The organism is uncultured Acidaminococcus sp. (genome assembly GCA_900538365.1).
In the GTDB taxonomy this organism is placed as follows: Bacteria; Bacillota; Negativicutes; order Acidaminococcales; family Acidaminococcaceae; genus Acidaminococcus.
Genome location: UPXT01000001.1, coordinates 74279 through 93348 on the forward strand (window position 1 = coordinate 74279; position 19070 = coordinate 93348).

General features: G+C 49.7%; 18 protein-coding genes and 1 tRNA gene. 15 read left to right on the forward strand and 4 right to left on the reverse strand.

The annotated features are described in order from the left end of the window. Positions 1 to 96: 96 nt before the first annotated feature. Genes QZQ08_RS00385 through coaBC form a run of 6 tightly spaced genes read left to right on the forward strand, consistent with a single transcriptional unit; the run spans position 97 to position 3998 of the window. Complete coding sequence (locus tag QZQ08_RS00385; RefSeq protein WP_296326387.1) at positions 97 to 720, forward strand: hypothetical protein; 624 nt, start codon at positions 97 to 99, stop codon at positions 718 to 720. A 12-nt stretch (positions 721 to 732) separates the two neighbouring features. After that, positions 733 to 1635 (forward strand): YicC/YloC family endoribonuclease, encoded by a 903-nt coding sequence (locus QZQ08_RS00390; protein WP_296326388.1) that lies wholly within the window; start codon positions 733 to 735, stop codon positions 1633 to 1635. A 16-nt stretch (positions 1636 to 1651) separates the two neighbouring features. Further along, positions 1652 to 1936, forward strand: a complete 285-nt coding sequence (gene remA / locus QZQ08_RS00395; protein ID WP_296326389.1) for an extracellular matrix/biofilm regulator RemA — start codon at positions 1652 to 1654, stop codon at positions 1934 to 1936. Then, positions 1929 to 2558 (forward strand): guanylate kinase, encoded by a 630-nt coding sequence (gmk, locus tag QZQ08_RS00400; protein ID WP_296326390.1) that lies wholly within the window; start codon positions 1929 to 1931, stop codon positions 2556 to 2558. Before remA ends, gmk begins: the two co-directional genes overlap by 8 nt. A gap of 21 nt (positions 2559 to 2579) precedes the next feature. Continuing rightward, complete coding sequence (gene rpoZ / locus QZQ08_RS00405) at positions 2580 to 2786, forward strand: DNA-directed RNA polymerase subunit omega (RefSeq protein ID WP_366140896.1); 207 nt, start codon at positions 2580 to 2582, stop codon at positions 2784 to 2786. Between the two features lie 12 nt (positions 2787 to 2798). Then, on the forward strand, positions 2799 to 3998 hold the full coding sequence (gene coaBC / locus QZQ08_RS00410; RefSeq protein WP_296326394.1) for a bifunctional phosphopantothenoylcysteine decarboxylase/phosphopantothenate--cysteine ligase CoaBC: 1200 nt from the start codon (positions 2799 to 2801) through the stop codon (positions 3996 to 3998). Positions 3999 to 4732: 734 nt separating this feature from the next. Here coaBC and QZQ08_RS00415 read toward each other — a convergent pair. From QZQ08_RS00415 to hydE, 3 genes are all read right to left on the reverse strand, one after another. Next, entirely contained in the window at positions 4733 to 5476 is a 744-nt protein-coding gene (locus QZQ08_RS00415; protein ID WP_296326397.1) for a DNA/RNA non-specific endonuclease, read from the reverse strand. Continuing rightward, a complete protein-coding gene (locus QZQ08_RS00420) occupies positions 5473 to 5880 on the reverse strand; it encodes a hypothetical protein (RefSeq protein ID WP_296326400.1) in 408 nt (135 codons plus the stop codon). The genes QZQ08_RS00415 and QZQ08_RS00420 overlap by 4 nt, the downstream gene beginning before the upstream one ends. A gap of 233 nt (positions 5881 to 6113) precedes the next feature. Then, on the reverse strand, positions 6114 to 7172 hold the full coding sequence (gene hydE / locus QZQ08_RS00425; protein WP_296326404.1) for a [FeFe] hydrogenase H-cluster radical SAM maturase HydE: 1059 nt from the start codon (positions 7170 to 7172) through the stop codon (positions 6114 to 6116). Between the two features lie 147 nt (positions 7173 to 7319). Here hydE and QZQ08_RS00430 point away from each other — a divergent pair. From QZQ08_RS00430 to QZQ08_RS00455, 6 genes are all read left to right on the forward strand, one after another. After that, positions 7320 to 7408: transfer RNA gene (locus tag QZQ08_RS00430), tRNA-Ser, on the forward strand. Between the two features lie 206 nt (positions 7409 to 7614). Further along, positions 7615 to 8157: a nitroreductase family protein gene (locus QZQ08_RS00435; protein ID WP_296326406.1), complete on the forward strand. Its 543-nt coding sequence runs from the start codon at positions 7615 to 7617 to the stop codon at positions 8155 to 8157. 258 nt (positions 8158 to 8415) lie between these two features. After that, on the forward strand, positions 8416 to 9990 hold the full coding sequence (locus tag QZQ08_RS00440; protein WP_296326411.1) for a TerB N-terminal domain-containing protein: 1575 nt from the start codon (positions 8416 to 8418) through the stop codon (positions 9988 to 9990). After that, entirely contained in the window at positions 9987 to 11294 is a 1308-nt protein-coding gene (locus QZQ08_RS00445; protein WP_296326413.1) for an ATP-binding protein, read from the forward strand. Before QZQ08_RS00440 ends, QZQ08_RS00445 begins: the two co-directional genes overlap by 4 nt. A gap of 37 nt (positions 11295 to 11331) precedes the next feature. After that, the gene (locus QZQ08_RS00450) at positions 11332 to 13620 is read left to right on the forward strand and encodes a DEAD/DEAH box helicase (protein ID WP_296326416.1); all 2289 of its coding nucleotides are present in this window, start codon (positions 11332 to 11334) and stop codon (positions 13618 to 13620) included. A 1-nt stretch (position 13621) separates the two neighbouring features. After that, positions 13622 to 14503: a DMT family transporter gene (locus QZQ08_RS00455; protein ID WP_296326418.1), complete on the forward strand. Its 882-nt coding sequence runs from the start codon at positions 13622 to 13624 to the stop codon at positions 14501 to 14503. A 114-nt stretch (positions 14504 to 14617) separates the two neighbouring features. Here QZQ08_RS00455 and QZQ08_RS00460 read toward each other — a convergent pair whose 3' ends face one another. Beyond that, positions 14618 to 15022 (reverse strand): hypothetical protein, encoded by a 405-nt coding sequence (locus tag QZQ08_RS00460; protein WP_296326420.1) that lies wholly within the window; start codon positions 15020 to 15022, stop codon positions 14618 to 14620. 460 nt (positions 15023 to 15482) lie between these two features. On the opposite strand from QZQ08_RS00460, the gene QZQ08_RS00465 reads away from it, so the two are divergent. From QZQ08_RS00465 to QZQ08_RS00475, 3 genes are all read left to right on the forward strand, one after another. After that, positions 15483 to 16709: a transposase gene (locus tag QZQ08_RS00465; protein WP_296326435.1), complete on the forward strand. Its 1227-nt coding sequence runs from the start codon at positions 15483 to 15485 to the stop codon at positions 16707 to 16709. Positions 16710 to 16861: 152 nt separating this feature from the next. Next, positions 16862 to 18472 carry a gamma-glutamyltransferase family protein gene (locus QZQ08_RS00470; RefSeq protein ID WP_296326423.1) on the forward strand — a complete coding sequence of 537 codons (1611 nt, stop codon included), beginning with the start codon at positions 16862 to 16864 and terminating at the stop codon, positions 18470 to 18472. A gap of 14 nt (positions 18473 to 18486) precedes the next feature. Continuing rightward, positions 18487 to 18765 (forward strand): glutaredoxin domain-containing protein, encoded by a 279-nt coding sequence (locus QZQ08_RS00475; protein ID WP_296326426.1) that lies wholly within the window; start codon positions 18487 to 18489, stop codon positions 18763 to 18765. Positions 18766 to 19070: the final 305 nt, after the last annotated feature.

Here is a 19070-nt window from a genome sequence, read left to right on the forward strand (position 1 = left end):
CATTGTGCGTGGTCCGTAATTGTAAGATGCCAGACGGCACTTTACACAGTATAATATGCGGATTCCTTCTGGTCAAACCGCAAAGGAGATTATGGAATGAAAAAAACAGGATTGCTGCTTGCTGCCCTTTTGACATTGACCCAATCGGCTTACGCCATGCTCCCCCTTACGGAAAACAATATTGCTGCTGCCCAGCTTTACGGAACCCAGCGCAAAGGGGCGTCGGACCTTGAATTGGTGGCGCCTTGGACCGTTTACGACCGCAAGCAGACGAACCGCTATGGCGTCGGGGAAAAAGCAATCATGTACACGCCCTATCTGATGGCTGCCATCGATGCCAAGAGTGCTGCGGAAAATGGGGGAAATCCAACAGTCAGCCGGGGCATGAAGGTGGCCAAGGCCTATGACGGCGTGCTTGCCCTTGGGGTCACGATTAGTACAACGACCAAGCTTGAACCGAAATTCCTCAAGGTTAAGATGTATCAGGGCACTAATGTGGTGGAACCCTATTATACGAATCTCAACCATGCGGCTAGACGCAAGATGAAGATCAACAGTGCCGCCGCGGGCGGTGTCGTTACGGTCAATGTCTGGGATGATCAGTATTATATCTATTTTGACCTTAAGAAGCTCGATCCCAAACGGACCATGGTCCTTGCCGTAACCGATGAAGTCGGCGGGACGCGGGAATACGTGCTGAAACTGGACAAAGTGAACTAAGGGGGCCTTAAGTTGTTAAAGAGTATGACCGGCTACGGACGTGGCGATTATCAGGATGATTCGTTTTCCTTTACCTTTGAAATCAAGACCGTGAATCACCGTTATGCGGAACTGTCCATCCGCATGCCGCGTTTCTTGGCACCCCTTGAAAACCGGATGCGCAAGGTGATCTTGGATGATGTGAGCCGGGGACATATGGACGTTTTTGTCAATGCCGCCTATACGGGAACGGAAGGCCGTCAGATTACAATTGACAAAGGACTTGCAAAGGCTTATCATGATAGTTTAGAGGAACTTTCAGCCCTTTTGGGCGCTCGTGAAGGCGCGGTTGATGAGGGGCGGGAGGTTCTTTTTGTGGCAAAATGTCCTGAAGTGGTCATCCCCGGGGAGGCAAAGATCGATCTTGAAGCGCTCTGGCCCCATATGCTGGATGCCATCAAGACGGGACTGCTCCATTTGGACGCGATGCGGGAGGAAGAAGGCCGTAACATCTCCCAAGATGTGGCACGCCGCGTAGACCTCATCGAGGAAAAGCTTTTCCTCATCGAAAAACGTGCCCCCGAAGCGGTCAAGGACTATGAAAAGCGCCTTGAAGAGCGGCTCCTTGATGCCCTGCGGGCCCATGGAGTAGGGGACCTTGATGAATCGCGTCTCATTCAGGAAGTTGCCCTCTATGCGGACAAGGTGAACACGACAGAGGAGATGGTCCGTCTCCACAGTCATATCAAGCAGTTCCGCCAGATGCTTCAGGAAGATCATCCTGTCGGTCGGCGTATGGACTTCTTGATACAGGAATTTAACCGTGAAGCCAACACCATTGCCTCCAAATGCAGTGATTCGACGATGACCCAGACTGTCGTTGAAATGAAGGGCGAAATTGAAAAGGTCCGGGAACAGATCCAAAATATTCAATAGTGGCAAGGAGTAGGAAATGGACATCAAACTGATCAATATAGGATTTGGCAATATTGTATCGGCCCAACGGGTCGTTACCATCATCGGCCCGGAATCGGCGCCTATCAAGCGGATCATCCAGGATGGCCGCGACAAAGGTGTCGTCATTGATGCAACCTATGGGCGCCGAACCCGTTCCGTCCTCATCATGGACAGCGGACATTTGGTCCTTTCGGCCCTGCAGCCAGAGACCATTGCCAACCGGTTTGCCGTTGACGATGACATTGACGACGAAGCTGGAGAAGGAGGAGACCATGAATAAACCCCAGGGAATCTTACTTGTCCTTTCTGGACCAAGCGGTGCCGGCAAAGGAACTATCTGCGGACGGCTCCTTGAAAAACGGGACCAAATGGCCTATTCTGTTTCCTGCACGACCCGTGAACCCCGCAAGGGTGAAGTGGACGGCAAGAACTATTTCTTCAAAACCCGTGAGGAATTTGAGGAAATGATCAAAAATGGCGGACTTCTGGAACATGCTTCCGTTTATGGAAACTACTATGGGACCCCTCGCCAGTACGTTCTTGATAAGCTGAACGAAGGTCTTGACGTCGTTCTTGAAATCGATCCTCAAGGCGCGCTGCAGGTCAAAAAGAGCTATCCTGACGGGGTGTTTGTTTTCATCGTCCCGCCGTCCCTTGACGAACTCAGCAAGCGCATCTATAAACGCGGGACCGATGCTGTTGATGTCATTAAGCGCCGACTTAGTGCAGCAACGTCAGAACTTGCCTATGCTTCGAAGTATGATTATATTGTCGTCAACGATGAAGTGGAAAAGGCCACGGACAAGGTCAGTAAGATCATCGATGTGGAACATCTCAAAGTAGGCCGAACCTATTACATTGTTGATGAAATCTGCCAACAAAAGACGACTGAACAAGACTAAAGGAGTGTTGTTATCATGACTATGATCGATCCGTCCATTGATTATCTGGCTGAAAAAGTGGGTTCCAAATACGGCCTTGTCATCATGGCCGCCAAACGGGCACGTCAGCTTGTTGACCATGCACCGGCCCTTGTCGAAAGCAATTCCAATAAGCCCGTTTCCATCGCCATGGAAGAAATTGCCCAAGGGCTTATAACGGCAGAACCCAAAGCGAACACCAAGAAATAAAAGGAGTCCACTGTGTTAGAGGGCAAAAAGATTGCAATCGGTGTAACCGGTGGGATTGCCTGCTATAAGGTGGTCACCCTCGTCAGCCGTCTTGTCCAGGCGGGGGCAGAGGTCCGTGTCGTGATGACGGAAGCAGCCACTAAGCTTGTGTCCCCTCTGTTATTCAAGGAAATCAGCGGCGCGCCTGTTGCCTATGACATGTGGCGCGGCAATGATGAATTCAATGTGGAACACGTGGCTTTGGGCCGTTGGTGCGATCTTATGGTTGTGGCACCGGCTACCGCCAATATCATCGGTAAGATGGCTGGCGGCATTGCTGATGATCTCCTGTCGACGACGCTCATGGCCTGTGATAAGCCCAAGATCATCTGCCCGGCCATGAACACGAATATGCTCAATAATCCGGCTGTCGTGCGCAACCTGGAAACGCTGCGCAGGGATGGCATCCTCATCATGCCTAGCGGAGCGGGCTATTTGGCCTGCGGTATCAATGGGGCAGGACGCCTTCCTGAACCGGAAGATATCAAAGCCTATCTTGACGACTTTTTTGCAAAACGCGACGGCGACCTTCGGGGGCGCCGCATCCTCGTGACTGCGGGGGGAACTCGGGAAGCCATTGACCCGGTACGCTTTATCGGCAACCGGTCGAGCGGCAAGATGGGTTATGCTATTGCCCGCGATGCCGCGCGCCGCGGCGCTGATGTGATTCTTGTTTCAGGACCGACGGCCCTTGCTGTCCCACGGAATGTAACGCTGGTTCCTGTGGAGTCGACCCAGGAGATGCTGGATGCCTGCCTCAATGTCTATGACTCGGTGGATGCCGTAATCAAGGCTGCTGCCGTTGCCGATTACCGGCCTCATGAAAAAGCGCTGCAGAAGATCAAGAAAAATGAGGAGAGTCTCACCATCGATCTTGATAAGAACCCTGATATCCTGAAACTATTGGGAGAAAAGAAGACCCATCAGTTCCTCGTCGGGTTTGCCGCAGAAACGCAGAACCTCATTGTCAACGCGGCCGCCAAGGTGCAGAAAAAGCATCTTGATATGATTGTTGCAAACGACGTCACGGCCCCAGGTGCTGGTTTCAGTACGGATACGAACATTGTCAAGCTTCTTTTTCCCGATGGAACCATCAAGGAACCGGGTCTCATGTCAAAAGAAGATGTCGGAAATCTCATCCTTGATATCGTGCGAGACCAAACCGCTGAATAATAAAAATCAAGATGAACTGTCATCACTGTATAGTGACGGCAGGTCATTTTTCATTGCCCTTTGGTATGGACGCCTTAGGAAAAACCCTGATGGTTGGGTCTTTCCTTCCGGTCTTTTTTTTCATGTACCTTTTTCGAATATGGCCCCCGATTGGCTCAGATGCTCAGAAAAACGCACAGCAGAAGGGTGGCGCCGCACAATGAATGCTCCGTACCACTTTCCAATTTGCTTTTGCGAATTTGATTCAGATGGGTCCAGCTGCGAGAAGCACCCCGCTTCCACCGACGACGGCGAAATTTCTGCAATCACAGTTTATTAACACCTCCGTATTTTCTTCCATTGTACGATAGGCGATGAGACCATTGTTTCACCTCACTCTTTTTTAGCAATGGCTCATGCACTTCATCAATTCAGCCCGATTTCTGGATGGACAAAAAAGACGCACGAAAGCATATTTCGGACAATGTTAACATGAGATTGATCTATGCACCCTTGTGCGATGCGTCATGTCTTCATTGTCATCTCCTGAATATAAAAAAAGGCAATGAAGGCAACTTGTATATCGAGTCGGAGCGATTTTTGCTTCGAGTAAAAAACCATGTCTTGTGTACATTGAGGAGATTGAGGCCCGCGGGCGATAAAGTAAATGAGCCCATCTCTTCAGATGTATCGTCTCCAAAGAGTGGGCTCATAGCTTGCAGCAAAGCGAAGCGATGTTTATCCCGACTTAAGCGTTATGCTTTTTTGCTCCGACCGGTTTCGTAATTGATGGTAATCCCTGGTTGGTTGTTATATACATAGACGTTGAACTGGACTCCAGCGCCTTTATCTTCGACACTGTAGGCTTCCATTTGAACGCCCCGCGCCACAAGTTCCCGATCCTTAAAGATGGGAGTGACCCGATAGAGCACATGGTGATTGGTTTCTTTGACATAGTCAGCCACCATGTTTTCAAAGGGCAGCATTCCTGTTACGTTAAGATATCTTGTTCCCGTAATCAGATTGCGCGGGTTGGCGTTTTCTGCTGTCAACTGATACCCAATCAAATGACAGCGGTTGTAGAGGTACTTGCCGTCAATGCCATCATACTTGATGGTTTGCCAGCCCGAAGGTTTGATGCTTCCAATGGCTCCGCGTTTTTTTGTCGGCATGGTAGATCGACTCACGTTGGCAAAGGCCACGCCGCAGCGCCCTAGACTGTCAAGTTTGCTGTAGTGTTCAAAGGAACTGGTAGAAGCTTTGTCCTTATCGGAAAAGCTCGGTATATTATCATTGATGACAACATAAGGTTTGCCGGAAAATTCCGGAATGCTTGTCAGATCAAATGAGGCTTGGGCTGCCGAGGCTTTTTGGGTGCTGACAGGTGCCGCCGCGGGCGCGCTCTTTTTTGATGCTGCTTCCTTGGACTGGCCGCAGCCTGCTGCAATAAGTGAAAGGGAAAGTAAAAGGGAAGCCGCAAGGTTCATGATTTTTTTCATTTTTCGTATACCTCTTCTGTAATCTTATCATGGGAAGAACCGGCAAACTCCCTTGTAAAGATGCAGTGCCAGTCCTTTGTGAGATCGATATCAAAGAAAAAATCGCCTGGATAGGAGCGGTTCCAGTGATAGAGCACAATTTTTTCAATCCGGTCCAGATAAGGAGTCGCCTCCCGGTCTTCAAGAAGGGCATATTCCCCAAGACCAGCCTTTTGAAGAAAATCTTCAGCCACCTCAATGGAAGCCGTTTCCCCTTCAAAAAGGGCTGCCGTATAGGCGTCCATCCAAAGTTTTTGACCAGATGTTTGGGCAAGGATTTCCTTTCTAAGAATCCGGTCCTGACTTTGACGGCGCTTATTAAAGAGCAGACCGCCTGCATCGTCGACACATGTGATGAGAATCATCGTAACATCGTTCCTTTCTGCCGAAGTTGGGTACTTCGTCTATTATAGCAGAATCTTTGCGGCGAAAGTATGTTTTCTTATAAAATGAAGACACAGGGAAAAGAACTTTTGGATAAGGAAAAGAGCCGCTAGCTGGAGGAGAAAAATCACAGGCGATATAAAACATCTGTTTTATAAAATGAGCCCGCCTTTGAAAAATCAAAGACGGGCTGAGAGCATTAGAATAAAATCAATTAGTTATCTTCAGAGGTTACTTTAGGATGGTGTTCCAGGAATCGTAAGGAGTCACCGCGGTCCACGACCATTTCATAGTTGTGGCTTGAAAGACTCGAATAAAGGGACTGGAGACGGCGCAGGAGGGAAACGCCTCCCCTGCGCCTTGTGACGCCGGGCACAGGCGGCGGGAAGAGGGGAACACGAAGTACGTTGGCTCCGGAGTAAATCGCCATGACTTGTCCTTGGACATGGATGCTGTCAAGAAGGGGAGAGGCGGCGATATTGGCCTTCGGGAACATCACGCGCAGGATGGCCGTAAGGCGCAGGATCGTTTCCAGGCTGCATGGCAGCTGATGACGGAAACTCGTTCCTTCCCTAGGCACAAAAGGGGAAAGGCTGATCGTATCCGGATTGATTTCCTGGAGCATGGTGAGGTCGCGGGCGAGGTACTCAGCCATCTCATAAGGGGCCCCGACAAGGAACCCGGTATCAAGCTCATAGCCGAGGAGCTTAAGGTCGTTTAGGCAGTCAATCTTGGTGGATAGAGAATCTGACGGGGGATGGAGCCTTGAAAAGTGCAGGGGATCTGCCGTTTCAAAACGCAGGAGATATCTCTCGGCACCGGATTTCTTCATCCGGCTGTACGAACGGCGACTTCGCTCACCAATGGAAAGGCCCAGCGCGCAGTCGGAAAACTCTCCTTTGAGTGTCGAGATGAGGTTGCCCATAATCATGTCCGTATAGTAATGATCCTCTCCTGATTCCAGGATGAACGAGCGCAGACCGAGTTCATACCCTTCTTTCAGGGCGCCTCGGATTTCCTCTGAATTGAGGCGGAACCTATTTTTATCCCTGTTTTCTTCCCTGAGGTCACAATAAAAACAGTTTCGCGGGCAGTGATTGGTAAACTCCAGAATGCCCTGCATATAGACCCGGCGATGAAACAAATAATTCACCGCTTCCTGCGCGGCCGCAAAAAGCTTATTGCGCAGTAAGGGGTCCTGGGAGCGCAGAAGTTCCAAATATTGTTCATCCGCAAGGGATGAACGCTGCATCAGCAGGTCGACAACATCCATGACAATTCCTCAACTTCCCTATAGTCGGTCACTAACATCTACTTAACATTCCCATTATACTATATTGCAAAGCTTGTTACTAGATGGGGGTGAATAAATGCCTCATCTTGACAAGTTCGTTCCATTCCGATATACTTCTTATGTTATGGAGAGGTGGCCGAGTGGTTTAAGGCACCAGTCTTGAAAACTGGCGATCCTGCGAGGGACCGTGGGTTCGAATCCCACCCTCTCCGCCAATTGAAAATATCCTATGCGAACGGTTTCCACATAAATTCAAATAACACCGCATGAGTCTTTACATAAGGACTGATGCGGTGTTTCAGTCTTTGCTGTGTTGCTGCCTGGCTAAAGGGATCCCTCCCATCAAGCAACGCTTGTGCACCTGCAGCCTTCAAAATATCCTATGTTAGTTGCATTGATTGCCCGAAAGGAGAACGCTATCATGAACCTTTTTGATCTTTTATCTGCCCGCCGAAGCGTGCGCCAGTATACAAAAGAACCAATTGAGCACGATAAGCTCCAACAGATTGCCGCCGCTGGACTGATGACGCCGAGCAGCAAGAATCTGCGCAGTACGGAGTTTCTTGTTGTCGAGGACCGGACGCTGATTTCCCAGATGGCCCACTGCAAGCCTCGCTTTGGGGAAATGCTCCAACAGGCATCGGCAGCCATCGTTGTTCTGGGCCGGCTCGAATCCCACGCCTGGGTAGAAGACGCATCCCTTGCTATGTTTGCCATGATGCTGGAGGCCCAGGAACTGGGAATTGGCAGCTGTTGGGTGCAGGTGAGGCATATGGTCTCTGAAAAAATAGGGCCTGACGGAAAGCCTCTTACGTCGAGTAAGGATCTGCAGGAACTGCTCCATTTTCCGGATGGGCTTGAGGTGGAGGCCATCCTTTCCCTGGGATATCCGCTCCATCCCATTCGTCCAAGGCAGCTGGCTGACGCGAGACCTTTCCGAGTCCATTGGGGCAAGTGGGAATAAAGCCGTTTCCTTTTGCCATTTGCATATCCGTTAAAGAGGGATGTAAAACCTAGAAATGAACAGTCAACAAGATCTGTAAGCGTGGAATGAGCGCTGCAGGTCTTGTTTTTATCGTCTTTTGTTCCTTCTTTCGAGATTTTTGGAAGTCAAGTTGTACCGACCTCCGTTTCTTTGGTAAAATGAAGGACAAAGCATTGCTTTTTCACCAACTTGCACTATAATGAAAGTGAATACATGTTTATAATAGGAGGGGTGACAATGGGGTTTGTGACCACTGATATGATGCGGAAGCTTCTCCATCTGCCTGATGTGGAATATGACAGGGAAAGTATCGGGCGCAGGAAACGGCAGGAACCGCTTCCTGCGACGCTGCAGAAGCTTCGGGAATATCAATGGCAGGCACGCAACAAGTATAGCCCTTCCGAACTGTTTGTCCTGCAGGGTAAAGCCGCGGAAAACTATAGCGATGAAACGGTCTATAAAGATCCATGCCTTCACTATTATCCATGCTATTCAGCACTTAGTGACCGCGAGCTGCGGGGCTACTTTGGCTGGCGTACGCGAGTTCGCAGAGGGCAGGTGGAACCATCAAACCTCACTTTTTACACCCTTTATGCCAATGAACTGATCAATCTCATTGGTGTCAAATCTCCGGAGGAGGGGTACGAACGGCTCCTAAAGCTGCGAGACGACTATGGGCCAAAGGAACCGACCCTCATTATGCGCCTCAATGAGTGGCTCTTTCATTTCATGGTCTATTATGGGGTGACGCCCAAAAAACTCCCGCCCGTCGTTCAGAATCTCATGGTCCTTGGTAAGGACCTTACGTATCTGGAAACGGAAGACCTTGTTCTTCATCATCATGAGACCGTTGAGGTCCTTTCTAGACATTCCAATTACAACATTAAGAAATCCCTTCTCTATCATAAAGATCCCCTGCGTTATGAACGCTTCATTGCCCTAATCTATCAAAAGATTGTGGCCTATTTCAAGGACCATCGACAGATGGGGTTCATGGATACGTGCCTTGCCAGTGAAACCTATCGCTGGCTCGACATTTTTGAAACGGCGTATTTTCTTCCCGAACGGCGGGAACGAAAAAAACTGATTTATCGGTTCGATCAGTATGCGTACGTAAAGACGGATGGGGAGATCTGGACCCTATGGTACCGCACGGCAGATAATAAGCATAAGCGAAGACTGGGGTCCTATCTGCGCATGGCCGAGGTTCATTATCGAAAGGTCATGGGAGAGCCGCCCCTCCAGCCGCTTGAAACGCCGCCTAAATGGCTGGTGAAAAGTGTAGATGCCATTGTGGCGGGGTTTCAGGAAGAGGCCGTACGCAAGGCCCGAAAGGAAGTTTCCTTTGATTTGAGTAAATTGGGCTCAATCCGTAAGGATGCCGCACATACGCGGGATAAGCTCATGACCGAAGAGGAAATGCGGGAAGAAAGTCTCCATGACCTAAAAAAGGAAGAACATGAGGCTTCCTCTCATGAGCCTGCCGCCTTAAAAGTCTTTGAACAAAGGCCGCAGTTCGCCTCCTTGAAAATAGAAAAAGATGCAGCCCAAACGCTTCCTGAATGCCCGCCCGTGGCGGACCAGAAGGCGCTTCCCTATGGCCTTGCGGAGCCGGAAGCAGCTTTTCTCAGGGCGCTGCTTACGCATGCATCCTATGAGGAGACGCTTCCCCCTGGCATGATGGTTTCCCTCATGATTGACCGGATCAATGAGAAACTTTACGATGAATTTATGGATACGGTCCTTGCTGACGACGGAGGACCTGTGATCCTTGCTGATTACGTTGATGACCTGAAAGGAGTCCTACTTTGATCAAGATCCCAAAAAGAATTGCTCGGACCCTCATTAGTTCCTTAAAGGGCGGTGTCGTGCCCCGCATTGGTCTGCCTTATATCACAGTGGGGCGCAAGAACGAGATTGACGCGTTGCTCCACGATGTTTCGGTGATTGAAGAAGGCGGAGCCTCCTTCCGTTTTGTTGTCGGGCGCTACGGAAGCGGCAAGAGCTTCCTTCTCCAAACCATTCGCAACTATATCCTTGAAAAGAATTTTGTCGTGGTGGACGGAGACCTGTCACCGGAGAGGCGGCTTCAAGGGACCCATGGGCAGGGACTTGCCACGTACCGTGAGCTTGTACGCAACATGTCGACCAAGACCCGGCCCGAAGGGGGTGCCCTCACGCTCATCCTCGACCGCTGGATTGACCGCGTCCAGGAACTGACCATGGAAGAAACTGGCCTTGCCATAGGGGATGGGGCCCTCATGGACGCTGTGGAAATAAAGATCCGCAAGGTTCTATATTCCCTGGGGGATATGGTCCACGGCTTTGATTTTGCCCGTCTCTTGAGTCTTTACTACGAAGCCTACCGCAACGGTGACGATGCCCTGAAGTCTCTTGTCATCAAATGGTTCCGTGGGGAATATGACACAAAGACAGAGGCCAAAAAGGAGCTCGGCGTCAATATCATCATTACTGATGATGACTGGTATGAATACCTGAAAATCTTTGCCTATTTCCTAAAACAGGCAGGTTATGCCGGCTTTTTTATCCTAATCGATGAACTGGTCAATATCTATAAGATTCCCAATGCCATTTCTCGTCAGTATAACTATGAGAAAATCCTCACCATGTTTAACGATACCATGCAGGGAAAGGCCCACTATCTAGGCATCATCCTCAGCGGTACGCCTCAATGCATGGAAGACCCGCGTCGCGGCGTCTATAGCTACGAAGCACTGCGCTCCCGCTTGGCATCAGGGCATTTCAGCGGTGATTATAAAGACCTGCTGGCGCCTGTAATCTACCTCCAGCCCCTGACGCCGGAAGAACTGCTCATCTTGACGGAAAAACTGACCGAGATCCACGGCTTGCTCTATGCGTATGACAATAAAGTGACCCAGGAAGACCGCATTGCTTTCATTCGCCAGGAATTTGCCCGCGTTGGGGCCGATTCGCATATTACGCCCCGGGAAATCATCCGTGATTTTATCGAGCTGCTTGACCTTGTCTACCAGCATCCCGATAAAAGGATCGGTGATTTCCTCCAGAGCGGTGAGTTTGCCTATGCCAAAAGTGAGGAAGCCCCTGACACAAAGTTTGCCGAATTTACCCTTTGACCCGCTTGCTGTTTGTTAACAGGAAAGGATCCTGATTTTGTCTATTTTTGATGAATATGCCCCTTTTGTGCAGGATTTCATCTATCGAAATGGCTGGGATGAACTGCGCCCCATCCAAGTGGCCGCGGGGGACGCCATCTTTCATACCGATGATAACCTGCTCCTTACGGCATCGACGGCGTCAGGGAAGACGGAAGCCGCCTTTTTCCCCATCCTGAGCCTTTTTGATGCCAATCCGCCAAGTTCTGTGGGCTGTATCTACATCGGCCCGTTAAAAGCCCTCATCAATGACCAATTCCAGCGCCTGACCGACCTTTGTTCCGATGGGAATATCCCCATTTGGCACTGGCACGGTGATGTGTCCCAGTCCCACAAAGCAGGACTCATGCGTCATCCATCAGGCATCCTGCAGCTGACACCGGAATCCCTGGAAGCCATCCTGCTCCATAAGCATATGGCTGTTCCCAAGCTCTTTGGGGATTTGCGCTTTATTGTCATTGACGAGGTCCATTCCCTTTTGCGCGGTGATAGGGGCGGGCAGACCTTGTGCCTGATTGAACGAGTCAGCCGTCTTGCCGGCGTCAATCCCCGCCGCATTGGGCTGTCGGCCACAATGGGGGACCCTGAACGAACGGGGGCCTTTCTGTCTCTCGGCACAGGGCGGCGCACCATCATCCCCCGTATAAAGTCAAAAGGGAGCCGCTGGCGCCTTTGCCTTGAACATTTTTATGTCAAGGATGCCCAGGCCGGTGAAGGACGGACCGATATCAAAGCCCTGCCCGCCCTCGATGAAAAGACCGATACGGCCCCTCGTGAGGCGGATCCCGGTCTTGGCTTCATCTTTGAACATACGCGGGGAAAAAAGTGCCTTGTCTTTGTCAATTCCCGCGAAGAGTGTGAAGGCGTGACGACGAGCCTGCGCCAATACTGCGACCTGAACCACGAGGCGGATCGGTTCCTGATTCACCACGGCAATCTTAGCGCAAGCTACCGGGAAACCGCCGAAATGCTCATGAAGGACGAGACCAAGCCCCTTACGACGGTCACGACGTCGACCCTTGAACTAGGAATTGACATTGGACGCTTGGAACGAGCCTTCCAAATCGACGCGCCTTGGACGGTCTCGAGCTTCCTGCAGCGCATGGGACGCACGGGGCGGCGTGCCCTGCCTCAGGAAATGTGGTTTGTCATTCGGGAAGATGAACCGGAAATCCGGGCCATGCTGCCAGCGACCATCCCCTGGAAGCTTCTTCAGGCCTGTGCTTTGATTCAGCTGTACCTGGAAGAGCGCTGGGTGGAACCGCCGCGGCTTGACCGACTGCCTTTCAGCCTTCTTTATCACCAGACCATGAGTGTCCTTGCTTCCTGTGGGGAGATGAGTCCTGCTGCCCTTGCGTCCCGCGTGTTGACACTGCATTATTTTCACCGCATTACTCCTGATGATTACCGCGTTCTCCTGCATCATCTCATCACAACGGACCACATCCAGCTTACGGAAAAAGGCGGCCTCATTGTTGGCCTTGCCGGGGAGCGGGTCATCAATTCCTTTAAGTTCTATGGCGTTTTTCAGGAAAGCGAGGAATACACGGTTCGCAGCGAATCCCAGGAACTGGGTACCGTTGTCGCACCACCGCCGCCGGGTGAAAAGATTGCCCTTGCCGGCCACGTCTGGCGTGTCCTTGAGGTGGACCGCAAACGACATCTGATCTACTGCGAAATGGTAAAGGGCAAAGTGCCTGCCTACTTTGGCGAATGCCCCGGTGACCTTCATACCAAGGTCCTGAAACGGATGCGCCAGGTCCTGCGGGAAGACACCATCTATCCTTATCTTATGAAAAATGCCGTCAGCCGTCTGACGCAGGCGCGCTATACAGCAACCCAGAGCGGCGCTGCTGATGAAAACCTGATCTTTTTGGGCGGCAAGATGTGGTGCTTTATTCCCTGGCTTGGCACCTATGGCTTTCTTGCTATGGAACGTTTCCTGCGTCTGAAATGCGGAGAAAAGCTTGGCCTAAAGAATTTGGAATCCTTTCGGCCCTTTTTCATGCAGTTTACCATGGAAGCGGATGCAGCTGCTTTTTATGCTGTCCTGCGGGAAGAGGGGGAAAAGCTGAGCAATCCAATGGACCTGGTGTATCCGAATGAGGTCCCTTTATTTGATAAATATGACGAATATTTGCCCGAGGAACTTATAAAGAAAGGATTTGCCTACGGCGTGCTCCGTATGGATGAAGTCAAGGATTTTTGCCGTGGCCTTTCGGCAGAAACGGCAAGGCCGGCGGAAGTGATCGACGATGCGCCTAAGGGCAAAATAGGAGAAAGCTAAAATGACCCAAACCATGGGAACCCTCATTGTCCTTTTATCGACAGGCATGTGGGGCATCTCTGGCGTGTGCGGCCAGTATCTTTTTGAACACACGCAGATTGATTCGACCTGGCTGATTGCCGTGAGGCAGATTCTTGCCGGTCTCATCTATATGATGGTGATTATCCAAAGGGGAAAGGAACCGCTTTTTGCCATTTTCAGGGCGAAGCGGCAGACCTTTTGGGAAATGCTCTTTTTTACTTTGGGCCTATTAGGCTCCCAGTATGGTTTTTATTACGCCATCAAGCTGTCAAACGCTCCTACAGCAACGGTCCTTATCTATACAGCGCCGGTTTTTGTCGTGCTCCAGCAAGTGCTGATGCAGCATCGGCCTGTGGAAAAAAAGGAGGTGGTGGGAATCTTTACGGCCCTCTTGGGCGTCTTTCTTGTCTCCACCCATGGCAGTCCGACCAACCTTGTCATTTCGCCGGCTGCTCTTTTTTGGGCGATCTTATCGGCCATCGCCATGACCCTTTACACGGTGGCACCGGCACATATCCTTAAAGAATACAGCAGTCCTTATCTGATGGGGTGGGGGCAGCTCCTTTCAGGACTCGTTCTTCTGCCTTTATGCAGCCCCTTTCATTCCGGCGTAGAAAACTGGACTTTTATTAGCATGGGGGCCATGGGCTATATCATTGTCTTTGGGACGGTTGTGCCTTTTCTCATGTACTTTGGCGGACTCAAGGTCATCGGCCCAGTCAAGGCCTCCCTCATCAGCTGCAGTGAACCTCTTTGTTCCGTCTTGTTTTCTGTCGCTTTTTTAGGAACCTTCCTTGCCCTGCCAGATTATTTGGGCGTTATATGCATTGTAGGGACAGTGGTGATGCTAAGTCTGAAGTAAAGGGCCTATTCGGCGCCCCCGTCCGAAGGAAACGGTTTGGAGCCGGCTTCCCAGCTTTTCCCTCATTGTTTTTTTCTAAAAAAACACCCCCGCCCTTGCAGGAGTGTTTTTTTCTTATCCAAAAATGACTTCATCAATCTTTTTCTGCACGGCCATATACTCCCGAATGGAGGCTTCGCACCGTTCCGTGAAGGTGGGGCGCAGGTCGAGTTTTTTACCAAGGAGCTTGAAAAAGGCCTTTTCCTCATCGGCATAGGTCCCATCCACAAGGGCAAGCCCCATCAGTTCAAAGACGACAATGCGTTTTTGGATGCGGTCCGTTGCGGCATTGAGGTCCATTGCCAGGGCTTCCAGAGATTTTTTCGGCAAGTCGGGGGAAATGCTCATCTGCAGTTCCTCGCCATAGGCTGCCAGCAGTTTTTCTTCCCGTTTATCGACAATTCCATCAGCGTTGCACAAATATTTGGCAATTTCAATAAAGACTTCCTTAGCAGGTTGAGATAATCTCCGTAAATACATGAGGACCCCTCCGTTCAAGTTTGCTCCACGGGAAGCATAAGAAAAAACTAAGGTACTTCCTTGTTTTTTATTATAGCAAAGGGCCTAGGCAGACACAATGACAAAAAGGGGATTTCCAGATATAAAGGAAAATTATGTAATATATTTGACAATTGAATTCTTTGAAAGCATGGACATTTCCAGAATTTTTTAACCATCTGTGGTCAAGGAAGTCGAAAAAAATGAATCTTGATGAGAATGCTGTGTTTTCCATGTCCTTTCATGTTATAATGAGCAATATGAATATGCTGTCAGATTCCATGGACTTGCTTCATCTAAATGCGGGCTGGATACTCCGACCTCTTAGGTCGGGGAGGAAGCCCGCTTCACCTCGCTTTCTAAATAGCTAGAATTTCAGCAAAATCTATAATATAATTTTCTTGATGAAGTAATATCTATTTTAGAAAGGCAGGTGAAAAAAATGTCCAACCTAACCAAAACGATAAAACTTCGTATATACGTTACTCCTGAACAGGAAATATTGTTTCGTCAAATGACTGAACAATACCGCTTAGCTTGCAACTTCGTATCTCAATATATCTTTGATCATCAATTTGATCTAGCATATCAAAACCTCAATAAAGAACTTTATAGCAACCTCCGACATTTATTCGGGCTAAAATCACAGTTGGCACAATCTTCCATTAAGACAACTATTGCTAAATACAAGACCGTTAAACAGCAGCTTTTCCAAAATCCTTATAGATACAAGGATGAGAATAACGATTGGCAACGTATTCCCAAAACCCTGGAATGGCTCTGGAAGCCTATATTTTTCAGCCGTCCACAAGCTGACCTTGTTCGTAATCGAGACTACAGTTTTGTAAACGATGGACAAACACTGTCTATTAATACCCTTGATCGGAGAACCAAATGCCCATTTGAAAGCAAGCATTTTACTGAATATCTTAACGGTTCTTATAAACTCGGGACAGCAAAACTTGTAAAGCTTAAAGGCTGGTGGTATCTCCATATCCCTGTTACAGAAACTGTGGAAGATTTTCAGAAAGAAAACGTCCGCCATGTTGTTGGTATTGACCGTGGACTTCGTTTTCTTACGGTCAGTTATGACGAGCAAGGCAAGACAGAATTTGTTTCTGGTAAAAAGATTGCCACTAAACGTCATAAATTTCAAGAGCTAAGAAAACAACTTCAGTCGAAAGGGACGAAATCTGCAAAGCGTAAACTCAAAGCTATTTCTGGACGAGAGAACCGTTGGATGTCCGATGTAAATCATCAGATTTCTAAGACACTCGTGCAGAAATACGGCAAAGATACGCTTTTTGTTCTGGAAGATTTAGCTGGCGTTAGTTTTGAAGAGAGAAATCTTTCTAAAACAACTAAACAGAACTATGATCTACGAAGTTGGGCATTTTACCAATTAGAACAATTTTTAACCTACAAAGCTCACGAAAACCGATCTGAAGTTTTAAAAGTATCAGCAAGATACACATCCCAGCGTTGTCCCAAATGTGGAACTATCCATAAAGAAAATCGAGATCACAAAAAACATTTATACAGTTGCCAATGTGGTTATAAATCAAACGACGACCGAATTGGAGCTATGAATATCCAGCTTCTCGGAACTATGTGGATTTCTGGGGACAATAATCCCCACTACGAACGAATAACAACTGCCTCGGAGTAAACTCCTTGGCAAAGCGGGTGCTGTCAGCCACCCGATAATGTAGGCGGATTTAGGAAGATACTTATGTATCGTTAGCACCTATGCAATTCCGACTTACAAGCCGCTACTTCTATAAGTGGCGGTAGTTGACGATACGTAAAGGAGGTCCTTTCATGGACTTTTCGCAAATTAGGCATCCTTATCCTTCGCGCCGCAGTGTGACCTATGGCAGACGCGGCATGGTGGCTACCAGCCAGACCCTTGCAGCGCAGGCGGGCCTTGCCATGCTGAAAAAAGGCGGGAACGCTGCCGATGCCATTATCGCCACAGCAATTGCCATGACCGTTCTTGAACCAACCAGCAATGGCCTGGGCAGTGATGCTTTTGCTCTTTATTGGAGCGAAAAGGATCATCAGCTATTCGGCCTCAATGGCAGCGGCTGGGCGCCTCGGGCCCTGACACTTGAGGCCATGCGCAAAAAAGGCTATGCCGCCATGCCGGAACGGGGCTGGGCTTCCGTGACCGTCCCAGGAGCCGTTTCAGCTTGGGCCGTCCTGCATCGCCGTTTTGGGCAGCTGCCCTTTCAAAGTCTCTTTGAACCGGCGCTGTCCTACGCCGAAGACGGGTATCCTGTCCAGCCTGTGACGAGTCTTCTCTGGAACCGGAGCGCCCAAACGTTTGCGCCCTTCCAACAGGAAGAAGCCTTTGCTCCGCTATTTGAAACTTTCTTCCAGAACGGGTCCCCTGGGCCTGGCGACTTGGTCCGCCTTCCAGATCATGCAAAGACCCTACGCCTTCTTGCTGAAAGCCACTGCGAAAGCTATTACCGTGGTGAGATTGCCCGTGCCATTGACGACTTTTCCCAAAAAACGGGCGGTTATCTGCGTGCAGAGGACTTGGCCCAATATGAGGCAGAATGGGTGACGCCTGTGTCCCGTTCCTACCACGGATACGAAATCTGTGAAATCCCGCCCAATGGTCACGGCATTGTGGCCCTCATGGCCCTAGCCCTTGCCAGCCGCCTTCCCATCAAGGACCGGACGGAGCCGCGGAGCGTCCATTACGCCATTGAAGCCATGAAGCGTGCATTTGTGGATGGCATGGAATATATTACCGATCCCTGTCATATGAAAGTAGACGTGAACGATCTTTTAAGCGATGCCTATGCTGACCGTCGCTCCCAAGGTCTTATGGAAGACGCTGAAATGCCGCGTCCTATCGATCCGGACTGCGGCGGTACGGTCTATCTTTGCGCTGCCGATGGAGAAGGCAATATGGCGTCCTTCATTCAGAGCAACTTCCGTGGTTTTGGCAGCGGAATCGTCATTCCTGGGTATGGCATTTCCCTTAATGATCGGGCTAGTTCCTTCCGTCTTGACGAAAAGACGGCAAATGTCCTCGTACCGGGTAAAAAGCCTTACCATACCATTATTCCTGGTTTCCTCATGAAACAGGGAGAACCCCTTGGCCCCTTCGGAGTCATGGGCGGCTATATGCAGCCCCAGGGTCATCTCCAGGTCATGATGAACTATATCGACTTTGGCCTTGATGAACAGGAAGCCCTTGATGCACCGCGCTGGCAGTGGATGGGCGGCAAGAAGATTGAAATCGAACCGGGGTTTGGCCCCACTGTGATTGAAGATCTGAAACGTCGCGGCCATGAAGTGACAGTCAAAGAGGACTTTACCAGCTTTGGCCGAGGTCAAATGATTATGCGTCAAAAAAACGGTTCCCTTGCTGGAGCCACAGAACCCCGGGCGGATGGCACTGTCGCCGCCTGGTAAAAGGAGGAGTTTCCATGAAAAAAGTAACGATGATTGTTATGCCGGGCTGTCCCTACTGTGCCAATGCCAAAAAGGCACTGGCAGCCCTTCAGAAAGAGACAGTCTACCAGGATATTCCTGTGGAACTTGTCGATGAAACAAGTGAAGCCGACAAAGTAAAACCTTATGCCGGTGCGTATTACTATGTCCCGACCCTTTTCGTGGATCATAATAAGAGTTACGAGGCCCATCCCGGCGATACGTATGAAGTCATCTACGAAGCCGTGGAAAAAGCGCTGGCTGCGGCTAAATAACTTTTAGGCAATAGAAAGGTTCTATAATTTATTTTGGGGCGCTAAAGTGACCGTCCAGATTCGTGTCCTCTCAGCGCCTACTTTTTTCAATAAAAAAATAGGCATATGCACTCAAATCCTTTACAATTAAAGTGACTAAACAATAAAGAAAGTGAGTTGAATACATATGCCTTCCCTAGATTATATCGAAAAATTAACAGGAATTAAAGAGGACTGGATTCAAAATTTAAAGGAAACGGAATCAGCCTTGGTTTTAGCGATTCAGCTGCCGCCTCAAGAACACATCTGCCCTCATTGCAAGGCCA

Bases quoted from the DNA above. Each gene is read 5' to 3' on its own strand.
- QZQ08_RS00385 (WP_296326387.1), top strand. From the start codon at position 97: ATGAAAAAAACAGGATTGCTGCTTGCTGCCCTTTTGACATTGACCCAA.
- remA (WP_296326389.1), top strand. From the start codon at position 1,652: ATGGACATCAAACTGATCAATATAGGATTTGGCAATATTGTATCGGCC.
- gmk (WP_296326390.1), top strand. From the start codon at position 1,929: ATGAATAAACCCCAGGGAATCTTACTTGTCCTTTCTGGACCAAGCGGT.
- rpoZ (WP_366140896.1), top strand. From the start codon at position 2,580: ATGATCGATCCGTCCATTGATTATCTGGCTGAAAAAGTGGGTTCCAAA.
- QZQ08_RS00415 (WP_296326397.1), bottom strand. From the start codon at position 5,476: ATGAAAAAAATCATGAACCTTGCGGCTTCCCTTTTACTTTCCCTTTCA.
- QZQ08_RS00420 (WP_296326400.1), bottom strand. From the start codon at position 5,880: ATGATTCTCATCACATGTGTCGACGATGCAGGCGGTCTGCTCTTTAAT.
- hydE (WP_296326404.1), bottom strand. From the start codon at position 7,172: ATGGATGTTGTCGACCTGCTGATGCAGCGTTCATCCCTTGCGGATGAA.
- QZQ08_RS00435 (WP_296326406.1), top strand. From the start codon at position 7,615: ATGAACCTTTTTGATCTTTTATCTGCCCGCCGAAGCGTGCGCCAGTAT.
- QZQ08_RS00440 (WP_296326411.1), top strand. From the start codon at position 8,416: ATGGGGTTTGTGACCACTGATATGATGCGGAAGCTTCTCCATCTGCCT.
- QZQ08_RS00455 (WP_296326418.1), top strand. From the start codon at position 13,622: ATGACCCAAACCATGGGAACCCTCATTGTCCTTTTATCGACAGGCATG.
- QZQ08_RS00460 (WP_296326420.1), bottom strand. From the start codon at position 15,022: ATGTATTTACGGAGATTATCTCAACCTGCTAAGGAAGTCTTTATTGAA.
- QZQ08_RS00465 (WP_296326435.1), top strand. From the start codon at position 15,483: ATGTCCAACCTAACCAAAACGATAAAACTTCGTATATACGTTACTCCT.
- QZQ08_RS00470 (WP_296326423.1), top strand. From the start codon at position 16,862: ATGGACTTTTCGCAAATTAGGCATCCTTATCCTTCGCGCCGCAGTGTG.
- QZQ08_RS00475 (WP_296326426.1), top strand. From the start codon at position 18,487: ATGAAAAAAGTAACGATGATTGTTATGCCGGGCTGTCCCTACTGTGCC.